The 16,191-nt window shown below is 41.2% G+C and carries 13 protein-coding genes; 6 read left to right on the forward strand and 7 right to left on the reverse strand.

Annotated features, from left to right (window positions below):
• Positions 1–21: 21 nt before the first annotated feature.
• Both RB604_RS16765 and RB604_RS16770 read right to left on the reverse strand, forming a co-directional pair.
• Positions 22–930 carry an HlyD family secretion protein gene (locus RB604_RS16765; RefSeq protein WP_005931262.1) on the reverse strand — a complete coding sequence of 303 codons (909 nt, stop codon included), beginning with the start codon at positions 928–930 and terminating at the stop codon, positions 22–24.
• 50 nt (positions 931–980) lie between these two features.
• Positions 981–2,240, reverse strand: a complete 1,260-nt coding sequence (locus tag RB604_RS16770; RefSeq protein ID WP_044094045.1) for a TolC family protein — start codon at positions 2,238–2,240, stop codon at positions 981–983.
• 215 nt (positions 2,241–2,455) lie between these two features.
• Between RB604_RS16770 and RB604_RS16775 the strand changes: the two genes are divergently transcribed.
• Together RB604_RS16775 and RB604_RS16780 are read left to right on the forward strand one after the other, a co-directional pair.
• A complete protein-coding gene (locus RB604_RS16775) occupies positions 2,456–3,346 on the forward strand; it encodes a helix-turn-helix domain-containing protein (RefSeq protein WP_005931257.1) in 891 nt (296 codons plus the stop codon).
• 132 nt (positions 3,347–3,478) lie between these two features.
• Positions 3,479–4,027 (forward strand): 30S ribosomal protein S16, encoded by a 549-nt coding sequence (locus RB604_RS16780; protein WP_005931255.1) that lies wholly within the window; start codon positions 3,479–3,481, stop codon positions 4,025–4,027.
• A 420-nt stretch (positions 4,028–4,447) separates the two neighbouring features.
• Here the strand turns inward: RB604_RS16780 and RB604_RS16785 are convergent, their stop codons facing one another.
• From RB604_RS16785 to RB604_RS16795, 3 genes are all read right to left on the reverse strand, one after another.
• Entirely contained in the window at positions 4,448–5,161 is a 714-nt protein-coding gene (locus tag RB604_RS16785) for a DUF3784 domain-containing protein (RefSeq protein ID WP_007481282.1), read from the reverse strand.
• A gap of 182 nt (positions 5,162–5,343) precedes the next feature.
• Entirely contained in the window at positions 5,344–6,252 is a 909-nt protein-coding gene (bla, locus tag RB604_RS16790; RefSeq protein WP_007481284.1) for a class A beta-lactamase, subclass A2, read from the reverse strand.
• 49 nt (positions 6,253–6,301) lie between these two features.
• Positions 6,302–7,177 (reverse strand): helix-turn-helix domain-containing protein, encoded by an 876-nt coding sequence (locus tag RB604_RS16795; RefSeq protein WP_007481286.1) that lies wholly within the window; start codon positions 7,175–7,177, stop codon positions 6,302–6,304.
• 165 nt (positions 7,178–7,342) lie between these two features.
• Here RB604_RS16795 and RB604_RS16800 point away from each other — a divergent pair, with 165 nt between their 5' ends.
• The 3 genes from RB604_RS16800 to RB604_RS16810 are packed head-to-tail and all read left to right on the forward strand — an operon-like array spanning position 7,343 to position 12,905.
• A complete protein-coding gene (locus RB604_RS16800) occupies positions 7,343–8,410 on the forward strand; it encodes an efflux RND transporter periplasmic adaptor subunit (RefSeq protein ID WP_007481288.1) in 1,068 nt (355 codons plus the stop codon).
• Complete coding sequence (locus RB604_RS16805) at positions 8,410–11,541, forward strand: efflux RND transporter permease subunit (RefSeq protein ID WP_055294356.1); 3,132 nt, start codon at positions 8,410–8,412, stop codon at positions 11,539–11,541. The genes RB604_RS16800 and RB604_RS16805 overlap by 1 nt, the downstream gene beginning before the upstream one ends.
• Positions 11,538–12,905, forward strand: coding sequence for a TolC family protein (locus tag RB604_RS16810; RefSeq protein ID WP_021936928.1), 1,368 nt, complete (start codon positions 11,538–11,540; stop codon positions 12,903–12,905). The genes RB604_RS16805 and RB604_RS16810 overlap by 4 nt, the downstream gene beginning before the upstream one ends.
• 153 nt (positions 12,906–13,058) lie before the next feature.
• Here the strand turns inward: RB604_RS16810 and RB604_RS16815 are convergent, their stop codons facing one another.
• Positions 13,059–13,727 carry an HAD family hydrolase gene (locus RB604_RS16815; RefSeq protein WP_007481291.1) on the reverse strand — a complete coding sequence of 223 codons (669 nt, stop codon included), beginning with the start codon at positions 13,725–13,727 and terminating at the stop codon, positions 13,059–13,061.
• A gap of 116 nt (positions 13,728–13,843) precedes the next feature.
• Complete coding sequence (locus tag RB604_RS16820) at positions 13,844–15,019, reverse strand: hypothetical protein (protein ID WP_007481292.1); 1,176 nt, start codon at positions 15,017–15,019, stop codon at positions 13,844–13,846.
• A gap of 359 nt (positions 15,020–15,378) precedes the next feature.
• On the opposite strand from RB604_RS16820, the gene RB604_RS16825 reads away from it, so the two are divergent.
• Entirely contained in the window at positions 15,379–16,158 is a 780-nt protein-coding gene (locus RB604_RS16825) for a class I SAM-dependent methyltransferase (RefSeq protein WP_007481293.1), read from the forward strand.
• Positions 16,159–16,191: the final 33 nt, after the last annotated feature.

Genomic DNA, 16,191 nt, shown 5'->3' on the forward strand with positions numbered 1-16,191 from the left:
TCTCCATTCTCCCCTCTCCTTTTATTTCCCCTTCTCAAACACCACTCCTCCATACATTCCTATTTTCAGATACCCGTCATTTTTCACGGCTACTTTTACGGCATATACCAAATTGGCGCGTTCATCTTTCGTAAGAATCGTTTTCGGAGTAAATTCCGAACGGTCGGATATCCAAGTAACAACGCCCGGATACTCTTTTCTTTCATCATTTCCATAATCGGAAAACACCGTGACCTTTTGCCCCAACTTCACTTGCGACAGTTGTTCGGAAGTAATATATGCGCGGATATACATCTGCTCCATATCCGCCACTTTAAACAGCGGCTTACCCATCGTTGCCAGTTCGCCGGCTTCCGCATATTTGGCGAGTACCGTGCCGGCGATGGGAGATGTAATGTGACATTTCATCAACTGATCTTCCACCTGTGCCACTTGAACACCTACCGAAGAACTCTGCCAGGTAAGACTTTCACGGCTGTTAAGCAAAGTAGATCCCTGCGCTACGAGTTGTTTCTGCAATACTTCCAGATGGGCTTGGGCGTCATCCAGTTGTTTCTGATTGGCAGCACCAGCTTTCAACAGATTCTCCACACGACGTTTCTCACGCTCGGCAGTAGCAATCTCTTCTTTCAAAGCGGCAACCTGCTTCAAAATATCGGGAAGTTGGCCCTCAACTGATTTCACGCTGGCTTCCAACTGTTTTTTTCTTAAGTAAAGCTGAACGGTATCCACCACTCCCACCTGCTGCCCGGCCTCCAAAACCGTACCTTCCTCTACATCCAGCCAAAGTAATTTTCCGGATACTTCGGAGGAGACCAGCACTTCGGTCGTTTCAAACGTACCGGTTGCATCATAATCAGGCATGCCACTCCCACAAGCGGCAGTTATTAAAAGTAAGGAAAAAGTTCCTATAAGTTTCATTGACTTCATATAAAGTATATTTTAATTATTTCTATTATTTGTCTCTCTCAACCGGCATATCACTCTCCATTTATCGTATATTTCAGTTTCCAGATGTTCATCAACAACTGTACCTCGTGCAATGCTTTCGTTTGCCGGGCCATATTCTCAGAGGTGATTTCCCGAAGCATATCGGTAACAGTAAGGGTACCGTTCGCCACCTTCGCTTCGGCAGCCAAACGAATATTGGTACGCAAGCGAATTATTTCTTCGTCATCCTGCATCTGTTTCCGCATTGAAACAATATCGCTGTTCTGTTGTGTGGCCTGCAAGCGGGTGTTAAAAAGAAACACATCCCGGTTTGTCTGCAACTGTTGCCGGTTACTGGCTATCACCTTTTTATCATTCCGCAGTGTATACAGACTTCCAAAATTCCACGATAAGCGCACCCCTGCTATATAGAAAGGCGCAAACTCATCCTTCAACATATTCAGTCCCGGATTGCCATATGCCCCTTGCACAAACAAGCCCAAACGGGGAAGATAGCCAACCTTCAGAGCCTCCTCCTGTATCCCGAGTTGATTGTTCTGTGCATCGAACCATGTCAACTCCGGTCGCCGGATCTCATTCAGCAGCGAGTATTCGCTCTCTAACGGCTTCATCAGTTTTGTATCTTCCGCCAATTCCTCACCTGTCAGTAAAGACAACATCTTCAAATACGCCTGTCGCAACGAGGTAAGTTCGATCCGTTTTTGCCGAGTATTAAGCTGTTCCACTTTCACAGCATCCAGATCAGCCTGATTGGCTATTCCGTTTTCCATATAAGCACTGATCTGCCGATAACTACGCTCCAAGTCCTCCTGTAACAGACGATTCTGTATCAACTGCTCATCCAATGACAGAATGCCGAAATAAATTTGATCTACCCGTTCGTTCAGAGCATACATATCGACATTCAACTTTTCCCGTTCCACGTCAGACGATGCAAGTATCCTCTCTTTTTTCGAATGTATCTCTCCCCCATCCCAAATGTTCTGTTTCAGCTCCAGCATCACTTGATACTGATCTTTCGGCTGTCCTTTAATATCTATTCCCGGAATTTTCACAGGGAGCTCCGTCACATCGCTTTGATAACTCGCTTTGGCGGAAAGGGAAAACTGTGGCAGATTTCCTTTCGAAGCATTATTCAGATTATACTCTTTTGTTTTTTCAATAAGGCTGTATTGTCTCACCAACGGATAGTTATCCTGTGTTTTCTGCCGGCACTCCTCCAAAGTTATCTGTCCGTACATCCATGACACTACCATCAAGAAAGACAATAAAAGAATCATTCGTTTCATACTCTTTTTCTCTATTAATTTCTTTTCGGCAAAGATAGGGAAATAGAATATGCAACCAGGTTCCAATTGTTTGTAATGATGTTCCATTGGTTCGATTTTCCTTGATTTTATAAAACAAGAAAGAAGAAAACTCTTCCGATATTAAATTATTCCCGTACAAATCACATTTTTTCCCTCTTCTATCCTATCTTTGTAGGAAATACGAGTGTCTTATTATGAAAGAAAAAAACGAGCCGCTTGAAATAACGCTCGAGCAATTAAAACATAGCCTGATTGTACACAACAACGAATATCGATATATAAACCCCGATTTCGGAATTGTCATCAGTTCCTCCAAACTGGAAAGTAATCTTGTCAAGGCGGGACAACCCTATCGTGCCAAAGAGGGACGGATTATCCGCAGTTTACACGGAAAAGCACGTATATCAGTCAATCTGATAGAATACGATATCGATCCCCAAATGATCATCGTTACTCCACCGGATTCTATCATCCAAATCATAAATTTTTCTCCCGACTACGATTTTCAGATGATTGCTACCAACAGCAGTTTTCTACCTATCCCCCATAAAGAAGACCTGGCCGATTCATATATGCAACAAGGCATCGTAATTAAACCGACAGATGAGGAATGGGATGAAATCAGCATGTACTTCTCACTGATTTGGAAAACTGTGCAAGAACCGGTCTTTAGACGGGAAGTCGTTCTACATCTGCTCACAGCTCTTCTATATAATATAAGGTATATACAAAGAAAGTTACGAAACAGTACCGGACAAGCCCCTTCGCACCAAGAAGAATTGTTCCGTCGGTTCATCGCCTTAGTCAACGAATACAGCAAAGAAAAACGCACTGTCGGATTTTATGCCGACAAATTATGCCTCACACCCCGCTATCTGAATACCGTTATCCATCAAGTGAGCCACCACACAGTGATGGACTGGATAAACCAAGCCGTGATACTCGAAGCACAAGTTTTGCTTAAACACAGCGATTTACTGATCTATCAGATTGCCGACCAGTTAAATTTCCCCAATCCCTCTTTCTTTTGTAAATTCTTCAAAAGAAAAACCGGAATGACACCTCAAGAATACCAAAAGAAATAAGCTCTTCCATATCGCACTACACAAATAATCAGCAGGATACTTTGTCAATCAAAAGTAAAGTTGTATCTTTGCAGCCGCTATTACGAGTTAGTAGCACTAATTCAAATCATTAATTAAAAACATTTATTAAAAATGGCAACCAGAATCAGATTGCAAAGACACGGACGTAAAAGTTACGCGTTCTATTCAATTGTAATTGCAGACAGCAGAGCACCACGTGATGGTAAATTTATTGAGAAGATTGGTACTTATAACCCAAACACCAATCCTGCTACAGTAGATTTGAATTTTGACGCTGCATTGGCATGGGTATTGAAGGGTGCACAACCCAGCGATACTGTACGTAACATCCTTTCACGCGAAGGTGTTTACATGAAGAAGCACCTCCTCGGTGGTGTAGCTAAAGGCGCATTCGGTGAAGCAGAAGCTGATGCAAAATTCGAAGCCTGGAAAAACAACAAGCAAACAGGTCTTGCTGCTTTGAAAGCTAAAGAAGAAGAAGCTAAGAAAGCTGATGCAAAAGCACGTCTTGAAGCAGAAAAGAAAGTAAACGAAGCAAAAGCTAAAGTATTGGCAGAAAAGAAAGCTGCTGAAGAAGCTGCAAAAGCTGCTGCTAATGCACCCGCAGAGGAAGAAGCTGCTCCGGCAGAAGAAGCTCCTGCAACAGAAGTTGCCGAATAAGAGTAAGCAAATTCAAAAAATTGGGATTAAAACTATAAGAATCCTCTCCGGTTTGCCGGGGAGGATTTTTTATGTTTATGACATAGGACAATTCTGCTAAATAGTCTATCTCTAAAAACAAAAAGATAGTTATCAAAATAGCAAGTTTCCCATCTTCTCCTCTTCCCAAACAAAGCAGTAGACAAGGGAAGAAAAGAGATCAAGAAAGGGTATAATACTTATTTCCAACGATTTAAACTATATGATTCATTAGTAACAAAGAAACGCTTTTAACAGCATGTTAAAAGTGTTTCCTTACAGATAAGAATACTATTCTTTGCATCTATAAAATACATTTCCTTTTCACAAGAAAATAGAGTTGGAAAAAGCCGTTAACCATGTTAATTCATCGTCCCTACTTTCCTTATTGCCATTGCCCTGCTACTGATGGATCAGTTTCTTCAATTCCTGATACAGAGTTTCTGTAATTTCACCGTTCGTCGAATTGAAGAAGATTTCCTTCCCCGTTCTTTCCGTAAACACAATATAAGGTTTGCTACGAGAAGAAAGCAGCAGTAAACAATTACCTCCCTCTTTCAATTTAAACCAACCTTTGCTGATCCCACCGATCGAAAGGCCATTGAGCCGGAGAGTGATATCAGGAAGAGAATCCACCAAACGAACTCCGGCAATCTCTCCAAAAGTTCTGGTAATTCCATACATCCCCGTAAAGACCAGTCTGTCATCCTTGATCTTTATTGTAGCCGGATTCATGCCATACGCCATAAATGCAGCAATCACTGCGATGGTAAACACACTGATAGCAACCACGTACTTCGTACTTTTTTTAGGAGGATTGTGATCGAACTTATTCGCCTTGACTATCAGGTACGGAATATAAAGTATAGGAAGGAAAAGGCAATAACTTGCCCAATCGGCATGTCCCAGTCCCAAACAGATGTAGTAAGCAAGTACAGGAACCGTCCCCATACCCACCAGACTGTAACACATAAAAGCAGACAATCCTTTGACGTCCACATTCATCTTTTCTTCCTTAGACATAGTATTATATCCTGCAATAAGAATCGGGAAACGCTTTACAAGTACCCCGAGACCAATGAGGATAAAAGCTGTAATCAACACTGTAGTTTCCATAATAAAGTTTGTTTCCTATTGTTTAGTTTCAAATTTATCTCGATTTCCTATCGACAAAGAATCCCTTATTTCACCTCTTATTTCATTTCCGAAAGATAAGAATTATTCTTTGAAAAACAGAATAGAATACCCTTTTCCTAATGAAAGGTCTCAAAAAATATCTCTCAATGACAAGAGCGCTTTCATTCCTTATACATGCTGTAATATTCATATACCTTTTGAGAAATCGCCGCGATAAGGGCAGCATTTGTCTTATCATCCTCCTTGGAATCCTTCACAAACACCGCTATACTATATCGGCTTCCATCCGGTAAGCGAACAAAACCCATATCATTATCGCCCGCTTTCAATCCTGATTCGTCTCTGTCAGACGAACCTGTTTTGTGCCCCAATACAATTGCCGGAGGTAATCCTGCTTTCAATTTGTCCTTCCCTGTAACGGTTTCCATCATTATTTTCTCTAAAAACTCTTTATATCCGGAATGCCGGAACAAGGTTTCCGTGCAAAACTTCTCCAAAGCCCGAACTGCCGCAAGAGGAGTGGTCCAATTGAGGTATTGATATCTAAAACCTTCGTGCATATCCTCCTCCGTTGCCTCAATCTTAAAATCCGTGATACCCAATGTACGGATGTATTTATCCACTACCTCAACTCCACCGATATAGCGAAATAAAATATCACAGGCATTATTATCACTTTCCGACACGCTATATCTCAATAGCTCACCCACTGACATTTTAAACCCTCCTTCAGGGCGTGCTTCCCTTAACGGACTGTAAGTATCGGGCAGCAGATCCGCTTTTCGAATCAATATTTCCGTCGTCAACGGCAATTGTTTCCTGTCCAGATAATTCAATACTGCCAATGCCTGATGAAACTTAAAAACACTCATTAAGGGAAAATGATGCTGATTATTGTAAGTAAAAGTCTTGCGCCCATCAGACACAACAGCTACTCCTACGGTTGCCTGCTTATCTTGCAACAGTTTATCAAAATCAGCTTTCAAGGGATGAGTGGCATATCCATGCCACGAAATAATCAAAAACAATGCCACAATTATTCCGAACTTCCATGAAATATTATTCTTCATACTTTCTCTATATTGTTTAATATTACAATTATTATAACTCCGCCGCCAATCACCTGCGCCTGCCTAACTCATCTTTCCTATAATCTTTGGGAGATACACCGGCATATTGCTTAAAGTATTTACCGAAAAAGGACTGTGTCGGAAAATTCAGCTGCGTAGCTATCTCCTTTATACTTAAATCCGACGTTTCCAATAATTGCTTCGCTTCCGTGATAACCATCTGGATAATCCACTGAGAAGCACTGCTACCCGATTTTTCTTTGACAATAGTTGAAAAATAGCGCGGGGAAAGATGTTGCAACCCGGCATAAAAGGTAACATCGCGTTCTTTACGATAAAAGCGATACAGAGATAACATAAAATGCTGAAAAACCACATCTTTTTTATTCTGCGACAACGGTTGCAACGGTCGATTGGTAAAATAGATGTTCAGAACCTCATAACAGATAGTCTGCCCCATAGATTTGACAAGTTCCAATGTCAGACGACGGCGCTGTATGCCCATATCCGAACACTCTTCCAAACGGATTCTGTTTTGCAAGTTCTCAAGCAAAGCTTCCAAATGTATATATTGTTCATCCGATAGAGAAACACACGGATACTCTCTGATAAACAACAGATTCTCTACATTAGTCACTTTATTGACAATCGGGATCACATAATCCAAATCGACTCCAACCATAATACCCTCTGCATCCGCACTTTTATGTAAAAGCCGCACCAAAGTAGAAGGAATATAAATGTAGAGATCACCCCGTTTTATTATATACGATTTCTCCTGCAAAGATATTTCTATCTCTCCCTGCCGACAAAGAAAGAATCCGCATTTATTTATTGTTGAAATAATCTGTCCTGTTTTAACAACTTGTGCAGTATCACCGCAGGAAAGTAACGCAAATTCAAAAGGTATTTGCTGATTAAACATTTTCTTCTATTTATATATTCAGCGCAAAATAAATACAAATCGCCAAATACAGACCTATCATTCAGTTAAAAAATAGACAAATCGAACAATTTATTATTCATATTAACCTTTTCTGTCTTGTCCGGTCGGAATAATTTTGTATTCACAAATCAACATGCTTAAGTTATGAAACAATTTTATCTCATTTTATCCGGTATCTGCATATTTTTATCAATTTCCTGTACCGGCCGTACAAAGGAAAAACAAGAGTTGCAGACAGTAAAAACAGACACAGTCACTTCCGCCGGCGAACAAACTATTTTGCAGTTTCCCGGAAAAGTAAAAGCTGCCCAAGATATCAATATTGCTTTCAGGGTAAGCGGAACCATCCGTAAAATATGTGTCGAAAACGGCACACATGTACGTAAAGGAGAATTGCTGGCAGAACTCGATCCTACCGACTATCAAGTGCAGTTGGATGCCACAGAAGCAGAGTACAGACAAATCAAAGCCGAAGCAGAAAGAGTAATCGCCCTTTACCAAGAGAATGGAACGACTCCCAATACCTATGACAAGGCAGTCTATGGCCTGAAACAGATAACATCCAAGTATCAGCACCACAAAGACCAGCTGGGCTATACCCGTCTATACGCTCCTTTTGACGGGTACGTGCAAAAACACCTGTTCAATGAGCATGAAACCATCGGAGCAGGAATGCCTGTAATCTCCATGATCAGTAGTGAAACACCCGAAGTAGAAATAAACCTTCCGGCAGCAGAATACATCCGTCGCAAACAATTTCTTCGCTATCACTGCACATTCGACATTTATCCGGATAAAGTTTATCCGATGAAATATATCAGCATTACTCCCAAAGCAAACGCCAACCAATTGTATACGATGCGCCTGCAATTGACTCCGAACGAGCAACCGCTTCCCTCTCCCGGAATGAATGCCATGGTTACTATTCATTGCGATACGGATGCGACACATTCCTTATCTGTTCCTCAAGGTGCCATCCTACAAAAAGAAGGACAAACATACGTGTTTGCCTACGACTCCATCGACCACACCGTTCATAGCCGTAAAATTACTGTCATACGCTTGCTTAGCAACGGACACAGTATTGTTACATCAGATAATTTGCAACCGGGCGAATGGGTCGTGTCATCCGGAGTACATCACATTAAAGACGGTGAAAAGGTAAAACCTTTACCACATTCCACAAAAACAAATATAGGAGGATTGCTATAATGGATATAAGTAAATGGGCATTCCAGAACCGGAATCTGATCTATTTCTTCGTGACCGTTTTACTATTTGGAGGTGCTTATTCATGTTATGAAATGAGTAAACTGGAAGATCCGGAAATAAAAGTAAAACTGGCCATGGTAGTAACCACTTATCCGGGAGCATCGGCTCATCAGGTAGAACTGGAAGTAACGGATGTGCTCGAAAAGAGCATCCGTACTATGGGCAATATAGATAATGTAGAAAGTTATTCCTACAATGACCTTTCTCTTATACAAATCGAACTGCTAAGCACCGTCAACGATGAAGATGTGGAGCAATGCTGGGACATGCTACGCCGCAAGGTAAATGATGCCCGTGCTTCCCTTCCCGAAGGGGTAAGCACGCCGGTTGTAAAAGATGACTTCGGCAATGTATACGGTATATTTTATGCCTTGACTGGCGACGGGCTCTCCGATCGCGAATTATCTGATTATGCAGAACTGATCAAACGAGAGGTCAGCGACTTGGAAGGAGTAGACCGGGTGGAGCTATACGGAAAACGCGCCGAATGTATCAATATATCCTTATTACAGGATCGCATGGCCAACTTAGGAGTTAAACCCGCCGAAGTTCTTGCCACACTCAACGGACAAAACCAAACCACCTATACCGGTTATTACGAAAATGGCAAGAATCGCATTCGGGTGATGGTAAACGATAAATTCAAGACAGTAGAAGATATCGGCAAAATGCTTATTCAAGGGCATGACGACGATCAACTTCGCCTGCGGGACATTGCACAGATTGAAAAAGACTATGAAACCCCGACACGTAATGAAATGTTCTACGACCGGGAACGGGCGCTCGGCATTCTGATTGCAGCTTCCAGTGGTTCAGACATCATTAAAGTAGGCAAAGAGGTGGAAACAACATTAGCCAAACTCCAAAGTCACCACCTGCCTGCCGGTGTAGAATATCATAAAGTTTTTTATCAACCGGAACGTGTAGGCGATTCATTAGGCACTTTCATCATCAATTTGATAGAATCCGTAGCCATTGTTGTTTTGATTCTGATGATAGCCATGGGATTTAAGAGCGGTCTCATCATAGGAATCAGCTTAATTGTCACGGTTTTCGGTTCGTTTCTCTTCCTTCATTTTGCAGGGGGAACGATGCAGCGTGTGTCTTTAGCAGCATTTGTACTGGCTATGGGTATGTTGGTCGACAATGCCATTGTCATTATCGACGGTATATTGGTAGATCTCAAAGCCGGCAAGAGCCGGATGGAAGCAATGACCGCTATTGGCCGACAGACAGCTATGCCACTTCTAGGCGCCACGCTCATTGCCATTATCGCATTCCTCCCCATCTATATGTCACCCGACACGGCAGGAGTTTATACCCGTGATCTTTTTATAGTCCTGGCAGTCTCCCTTTTACTGAGTTGGGTATTGGCATTAATTCATGTCCCCTTGATGGCAGACCGCGGATTACACCCGAACGTAGAAATCAGTAATTCGGGAAAACGTGAATATAAAGGACGTATTTATGCTTTTCTACGCACCTCTTTACGGTTCGGCCTTGCCCATCGCTGGAGTTTCGTATTTGCCATGATCGGCTTGTTGGCCCTTTCTATTTTCGGCTACGGATACATGCGTCAGGGATTCTTTCCCGATATGGTCTACGATCAGCTCTATATGGAATACAAACTGCCGGAAGGAACCAATTCCACGCGTGTAGCCCATGATCTGGCAGAAATCGAAAATTACCTGAAAGGCCGTAAAGAGATTACACATATCACGACTTCCATAGGAGGAACACCGGGACGTTACAATCTGGTACGCAGTGTTGCCAACCCCTCCTTGGCATACGGTGAACTCATTATCGATTTTATATCCCCCGAAGAGCTTGTCAGTAATCTGGATGAAATTCAAAATTATTTATCACAACAATATCCGGATGCCTACGTCAAATTAAAACGGTATAACCTGATGTTCAAAAAATATCCTATTGAAGCACAGTTCTTAGGCCCCGACCCGGCAATATTACGCCAATTGGCAGACAGTGCCCGCAGTATCATGGAAAAGGCTCCGGAAGTATGTCTTATCACTTCAGACTGGGAACCCTCGGTTCCGGTACTTACCATAGAATACGATCAGCCTACGGCTCGCGCGTTGGGGCTCAGCCGGAACGATGTCAGTCTTTCTTTACTTTCTGCCACAGGCGGAATTCCTATCGGTTCCTTTTATGAAGGCATTCACAAAAACAATATCTATCTCAAATGCCTCGACGAAAAAGGTCATCCCATTGAAGATTTGAGTAATGCACAAGTATTCTCATCATTGCCTTCTTTGAACGGACTATTGAATGAAGAAACAATGGTAAAGTTAAAAGCCGGTACACTTTCTAAAGAAGAGCTGGTAGAAAAACTGATGGGAAGTACCCCACTCAAGCAAATCAGTAAAGGTATCGATGTCAGATGGGAAGATCCCGTAGTGCCCCGATATAACGGGCAAAGAAATCTGCGTGTACAATGTTCTCCTACTCCGGGATTGGAAACGGAACAGGCACGACTGGCCATTGCCCGTGAAATTGAAAAGATACAGTTGCCCGACGGATATTCACTCTGCTGGCAGGGAGAAAAGATAGCCAGTACCAAATCCATGAAATATCTATTCAAAAACTTCCCGTTGGCAATTATCCTGATGATAGCCATTCTGATCATGCTGTTTAAGGATTATCGTAAACCGCTCATTATCTTCTGTTGCATTCCGTTAGTTTTTGTCGGTGTAGTGGCTATCATGCTGCTTACAGGGAAAACATTCAATTTCGTGGCCATTGTAGGCACACTGGGGCTAATAGGTATGATTATCAAAAACGGCATCGTATTAATGGACGAAATCACATTGCAAATCAATAAGGGAATAGAACCTGTTACGGCTTTAATCGATAGCTCCCAAAGCCGCCTTCGTCCGGTAATGATGGCTTCTCTGACTACTATTCTCGGAATGATTCCACTATTGTCAGATGCAATGTTTGGTTCACTGGCAGCATCCATCATGGGCGGTTTATTATTCGGAACGCTGATAACCCTGCTTTTTATCCCTGTTCTATATGCATTATTCTTTCACATAAAAAAGACAAACGAATGAAACGAATATCTATAATTATTACAATATGTTCTCTGTCCTGCCCGTCGCTTTTCTCACAAGAAATGCTGAGTTTGGAGCAATGCAGAGCAATGGCATTGAAGTATAATAAAGAGATGGCGGCTTCCATCCGCCAAACAGAAAGTGCACTTTACACCGTAAAGAGCTACAAAGGTAATTTCTTTCCTAATTTTACAGCCAATGGAACCGGAATATACAGCAATGCAGATGGCGGTTACAGTTCCGGCAGCGGCAACTTACCGGTTTTCTTGCCGGATGCTACCGGACAATTTCTGCCTAACGGCGGCTTTGCCTATTTTCCCGGTATCGATTTGAACTACAAAATAGGAGCAATCTACATGGGAGGTATCCAAATGGAACAACCACTCTACATGGGAGGAAAAATCAGTGCTGCCTATAAAATGTCTGTATTAGGAAAGGAAATGGCGCAAATGAATGAAACACTGACTGCAACCACCGTTATCCTAAAAACAGACCAAGCGTATGCACAAGTAGTAAAGGCCAAAGAAATAAAAAAAGTAGCCGACATGTACAATACTGTGCTTACAGAGTTACACAAGAACGTTGCAAGCGCACATAAACACGGGCTAAAGCCCCAAAATGACGTTTTAAAAGTACAAGTAAAGCTAAATGAAAGCGAACTGAATATCCGGAAAGCGGAAAATGCACTACGACTGGCCACAATGAACCTCTGTCACCTCATTGGGAAACCACTAAATACGGATATAGCCGTATCGGCTGATTTTCCAAAGATAGAGCAAGATGTGGAAGTTCAAATAACAAACATTGCCGCCCGCCCCGAATATAGTATATTGAGCAAACAAGTAGCTATTGCACAGCAACAAGTAAAACTAAATCGCAGTGAATTATTACCCAAAGTCGGTATCAAAGGTTCTTATGACTACGTTCACGGATTAGATCTGAACGATCAGACACTACTGGATAAAGGCAGTTTTTCTGTCTTTCTGAATGTGAGTATCCCACTTTTCCACTTTGGCGAACGGAGCAACAAAGTGCGTGCCTCCAAGGCCAAATTAGAACAATCCCGGCTGGAACAAGAGAATATGAACGAGCAGATGCTGCTGGAATTGACACAAGCCGCCAACAATCTGGATGAAGCCCGTCTGGAATGTGAACTTTCTAACCGTGCTCTGGAGCAGGCCGAAGAAAACATGAAAGTAAGCAAAAGCCAATATGAAGTAGGACTTGAAAACCTATCCGACCATTTGGAAGCACAAGCGTTATGGCAACAAGCTTACGAGACTAAAGTAGATGCGCATTTCCAACTCTACCTAAGCTATATCGAATACTTGAAAGCATCGGGAACATTGCAAAACAAATTCTGAAAGAAAAGAGCATAACAAATAAAGAATTACCAAAGCCCGTCTGGCAGCACTATCTATGCATGCAACCCGACGGGCTTTTACCGTTTTTATATCCTCATCCAATTATCTTTGCATATCTGTGCGGGACGAAAGAAATGAAAAAATAGAATATGATTAAAGTAAAGACATCAGTTCCTCGATATCCTCTACAATATAATCTGCTCCGGCCGTCATCAGCTCCTCCCGGTCACCATATCCATACAGCACACCGATAGAATCAATGCCTACCGCTTTCGCACCTATTATATCATGTTTCCGGTCGCCAATCATCACTACCTTACTTAAGTCCGTAATTCCATTCTCACGTATCACATACTCTATCACGTCCGCCTTCGTATGCCGCGAACCATCCAATCCGCTACCACCCACAAAGGAAAAATAACCGTCCAAATGAAAATGTTTCAGAATAAGCCCGGCAAAAACATCCGGTTTAGAAGTAGCCATCATCAACTGATATCCTTTTCGCCGAGCTTGTTCCAGAAGTTCGGCCATACCCGGATACACTTCATTCTCATAAAGTCCTGTTTCCGAATATCGTTCCCGGTATTTCTTCACCGCCTCTTCTGCCTGCACTTCCGTAAACTGATAAAACTCTATAAAAGAATCCTTCAATGGAGGACCTATGAAAGGACATAGTTCCCGGAGATCATTCACAACAATGCCAAAATGATTCAAAGCATAAGCTACGGAACGGGTAATACCCTGCATAGGGTCGGTAACGGTACCATCCAGATCAAAGAAAAGGTATTGGTATTTCGAGAATAAATTAAATGATTGCTTCATTCTTCTTTTATTATATATTACGCGAATATAAAGCAAATCTGCCATATATCCCGTAACACGATACAAATAAAAATGATGCTATCTTAAAATATAAAACATAAAATTGGCAGTATAGGTTACAATTTAAAATCATATCCAATAGATAAAGAAACACCATTAATTTTCTGAAGAGAAACTCCCTCTAATACTTTTGTACCCCAAAAGTAATATCTATATTGGAGCTTCACAGGAATCCAAGTTTTTCTCACTTTAATAGCTATACCTGCCCCCAAAGTAATACCATAATAGTATTTATTATAGTCTACTTCATTAGCATAATCATAGTGGCTCTCTAATTTATTCTTACACGCAAATTGTAGACCATGAAAAAATCCCACTTCCAACAATGGAGCTACTTTGTCAAGTGTAAAACGATTCTCATAAGTATAGTAATTTATAAAAGATAACGTAGAAAAATCCATTTGTTCTGAGCCTTCTTCATGTGAAGATATAGAGATTCCGGAAAACTCCAATCCAACATGAATTAAATTTCGATCTGTATATTTACTCATACTTCTGGAAAAAGCAACTCCTATTCCAGGCGCAAAGCTATTCCTATCAACGAAGTTATTAAAACCCACCTTACAATAATTCCCTATTATATAAGGAGTTAAAAAGCAACGGGAAGCCACCTTCTTTTCCTCATAATTAGTGCAAACAGATTCATTACAAATAATATCATGATATTTCTGAAACAATGCTATCCATTGATCTCTATCTGAATCTATTTTATTTATGCTTTCCTGTAATTGAGGATAATCCGAAAACAAATAATTCAATTTAGCTTTATTCTGTCGCCTTATGATGTCTCTATTGTCAGATTTAGAAGGATCAGACAACTCCATCATTATTCCGGAAGCCTCTTTTACAATATATGCAGCATAACCCTTGGGAAAATCCGTACATTTTTTTACATCCAAATAATAAAGATCTATTATACCAGAAAGAAGCGACTGAACAAAAACACGTTGCTTTATTTTGAATAGTTTTATATCTTCAGAGACAAAGAGAAGCCCTGATTCATAACCATAAGCAGTAATCTGTTCCGGAGAATAAACTTTATATTCTACCTCTCCCTGCTGACGATAAAAGCATTCTTTCCAGTCTCCTGTACCATCACGATAACCCAATTCCCCATAAATAGTATCAGATTCGTTGGTCACAACATATCCTTTCATCCATTCTACGTTTGCAGAATAAGAGACACAAGAAAAAAAGATAAAAACAATAATAAAATACACTCTGTTTTTCATACCATTAGTTTTTTAAATACTATATACAAATGTAGTGGAAAATTTTACATCCATCGATAGAAGTATATATAAAATTTTAATTGCTTTATTCATCATATATTTCTTGAGAGTATCCAACTTATAGGGTTAAAATTTGGTTTTACCTCGTTTTTATGTACCTTTGCCGCATGACAAAGACTATTAAATCGGATTTGGTGTTGTAAACAATCTGTGTTTCACGTACAGATTGTCCTTTCGTATGCTCTCGGATCATTCTTTTCGGGAGTGATTTTTATACCCTTATAGTTTCAATTTTTAATCTGCATACAATGGCGAAAGCTTTGTGATGCTTCGCTGTGTATGCAAAATACATTAAGACAATGAGTAACGAAAATAAAACCATTCACGATTTCGAACTAAAGTTAATCTGCGACTTTTTTTCCAATATGGAACGGCAAGGGCCCGGAAGCCCCGAAGTAACCCTAAAAGCATTAAGCTTCATAGACGGTCTCACCGACAAATCCCTCATCGCCGATATCGGGTGCGGCACAGGCGGTCAGACAATGGTATTGGCTCGGCAGTTACAGGGACAGATCACCGGACTCGATTTATTTCCCGACTTTATCGATATATTCAACCGTAATGCCAAACACCTCGGTTTGCAAAATAGAGTGAAAGGCATTGTCGGTTCAATGGATAACCTTCCATTTCAGAGCGAGGAATTAGACTTGATCTGGTCGGAAGGAGCCATCTATAATATCGGGTTCGAACGGGGACTGAATGAGTGGCGCAAGTATTTGAAGAAAGGAGGATATATTGCCGTTTCCGAAAGTTCGTGGTTTACCGACGAACGTCCTGCGGAAATCAATGACTTCTGGGTGGATGCGTATCCGGAAATAGATACAATTCCCAATCAAGTGGCCAAGATACACAAAGCAGGGTATCTTCCCGTCGCCACATTTATTCTACCTGCCACCTGCTGGACGGAACATTATCTTGCGCTAAAAATTCCAGCACAGAAGATTTTTCTCGAGAAATATGCAGGAAATAAAATTGCCGAAGAATTCAGTGCACTTCAATCCATTGAAGAAGAACTGTATCGTAAGTATAAAGATTTCTACGGTTATACATTCTTTATTGCAAAAAAGACAGGACTATAATTCCTCTCAAAGTTCGTAGACGGAAAAGGTAAG

Source organism: Bacteroides salyersiae, assembly GCF_031172035.1.
GTDB classification, from domain to species: Bacteria; Bacteroidota; Bacteroidia; order Bacteroidales; family Bacteroidaceae; genus Bacteroides; species Bacteroides salyersiae.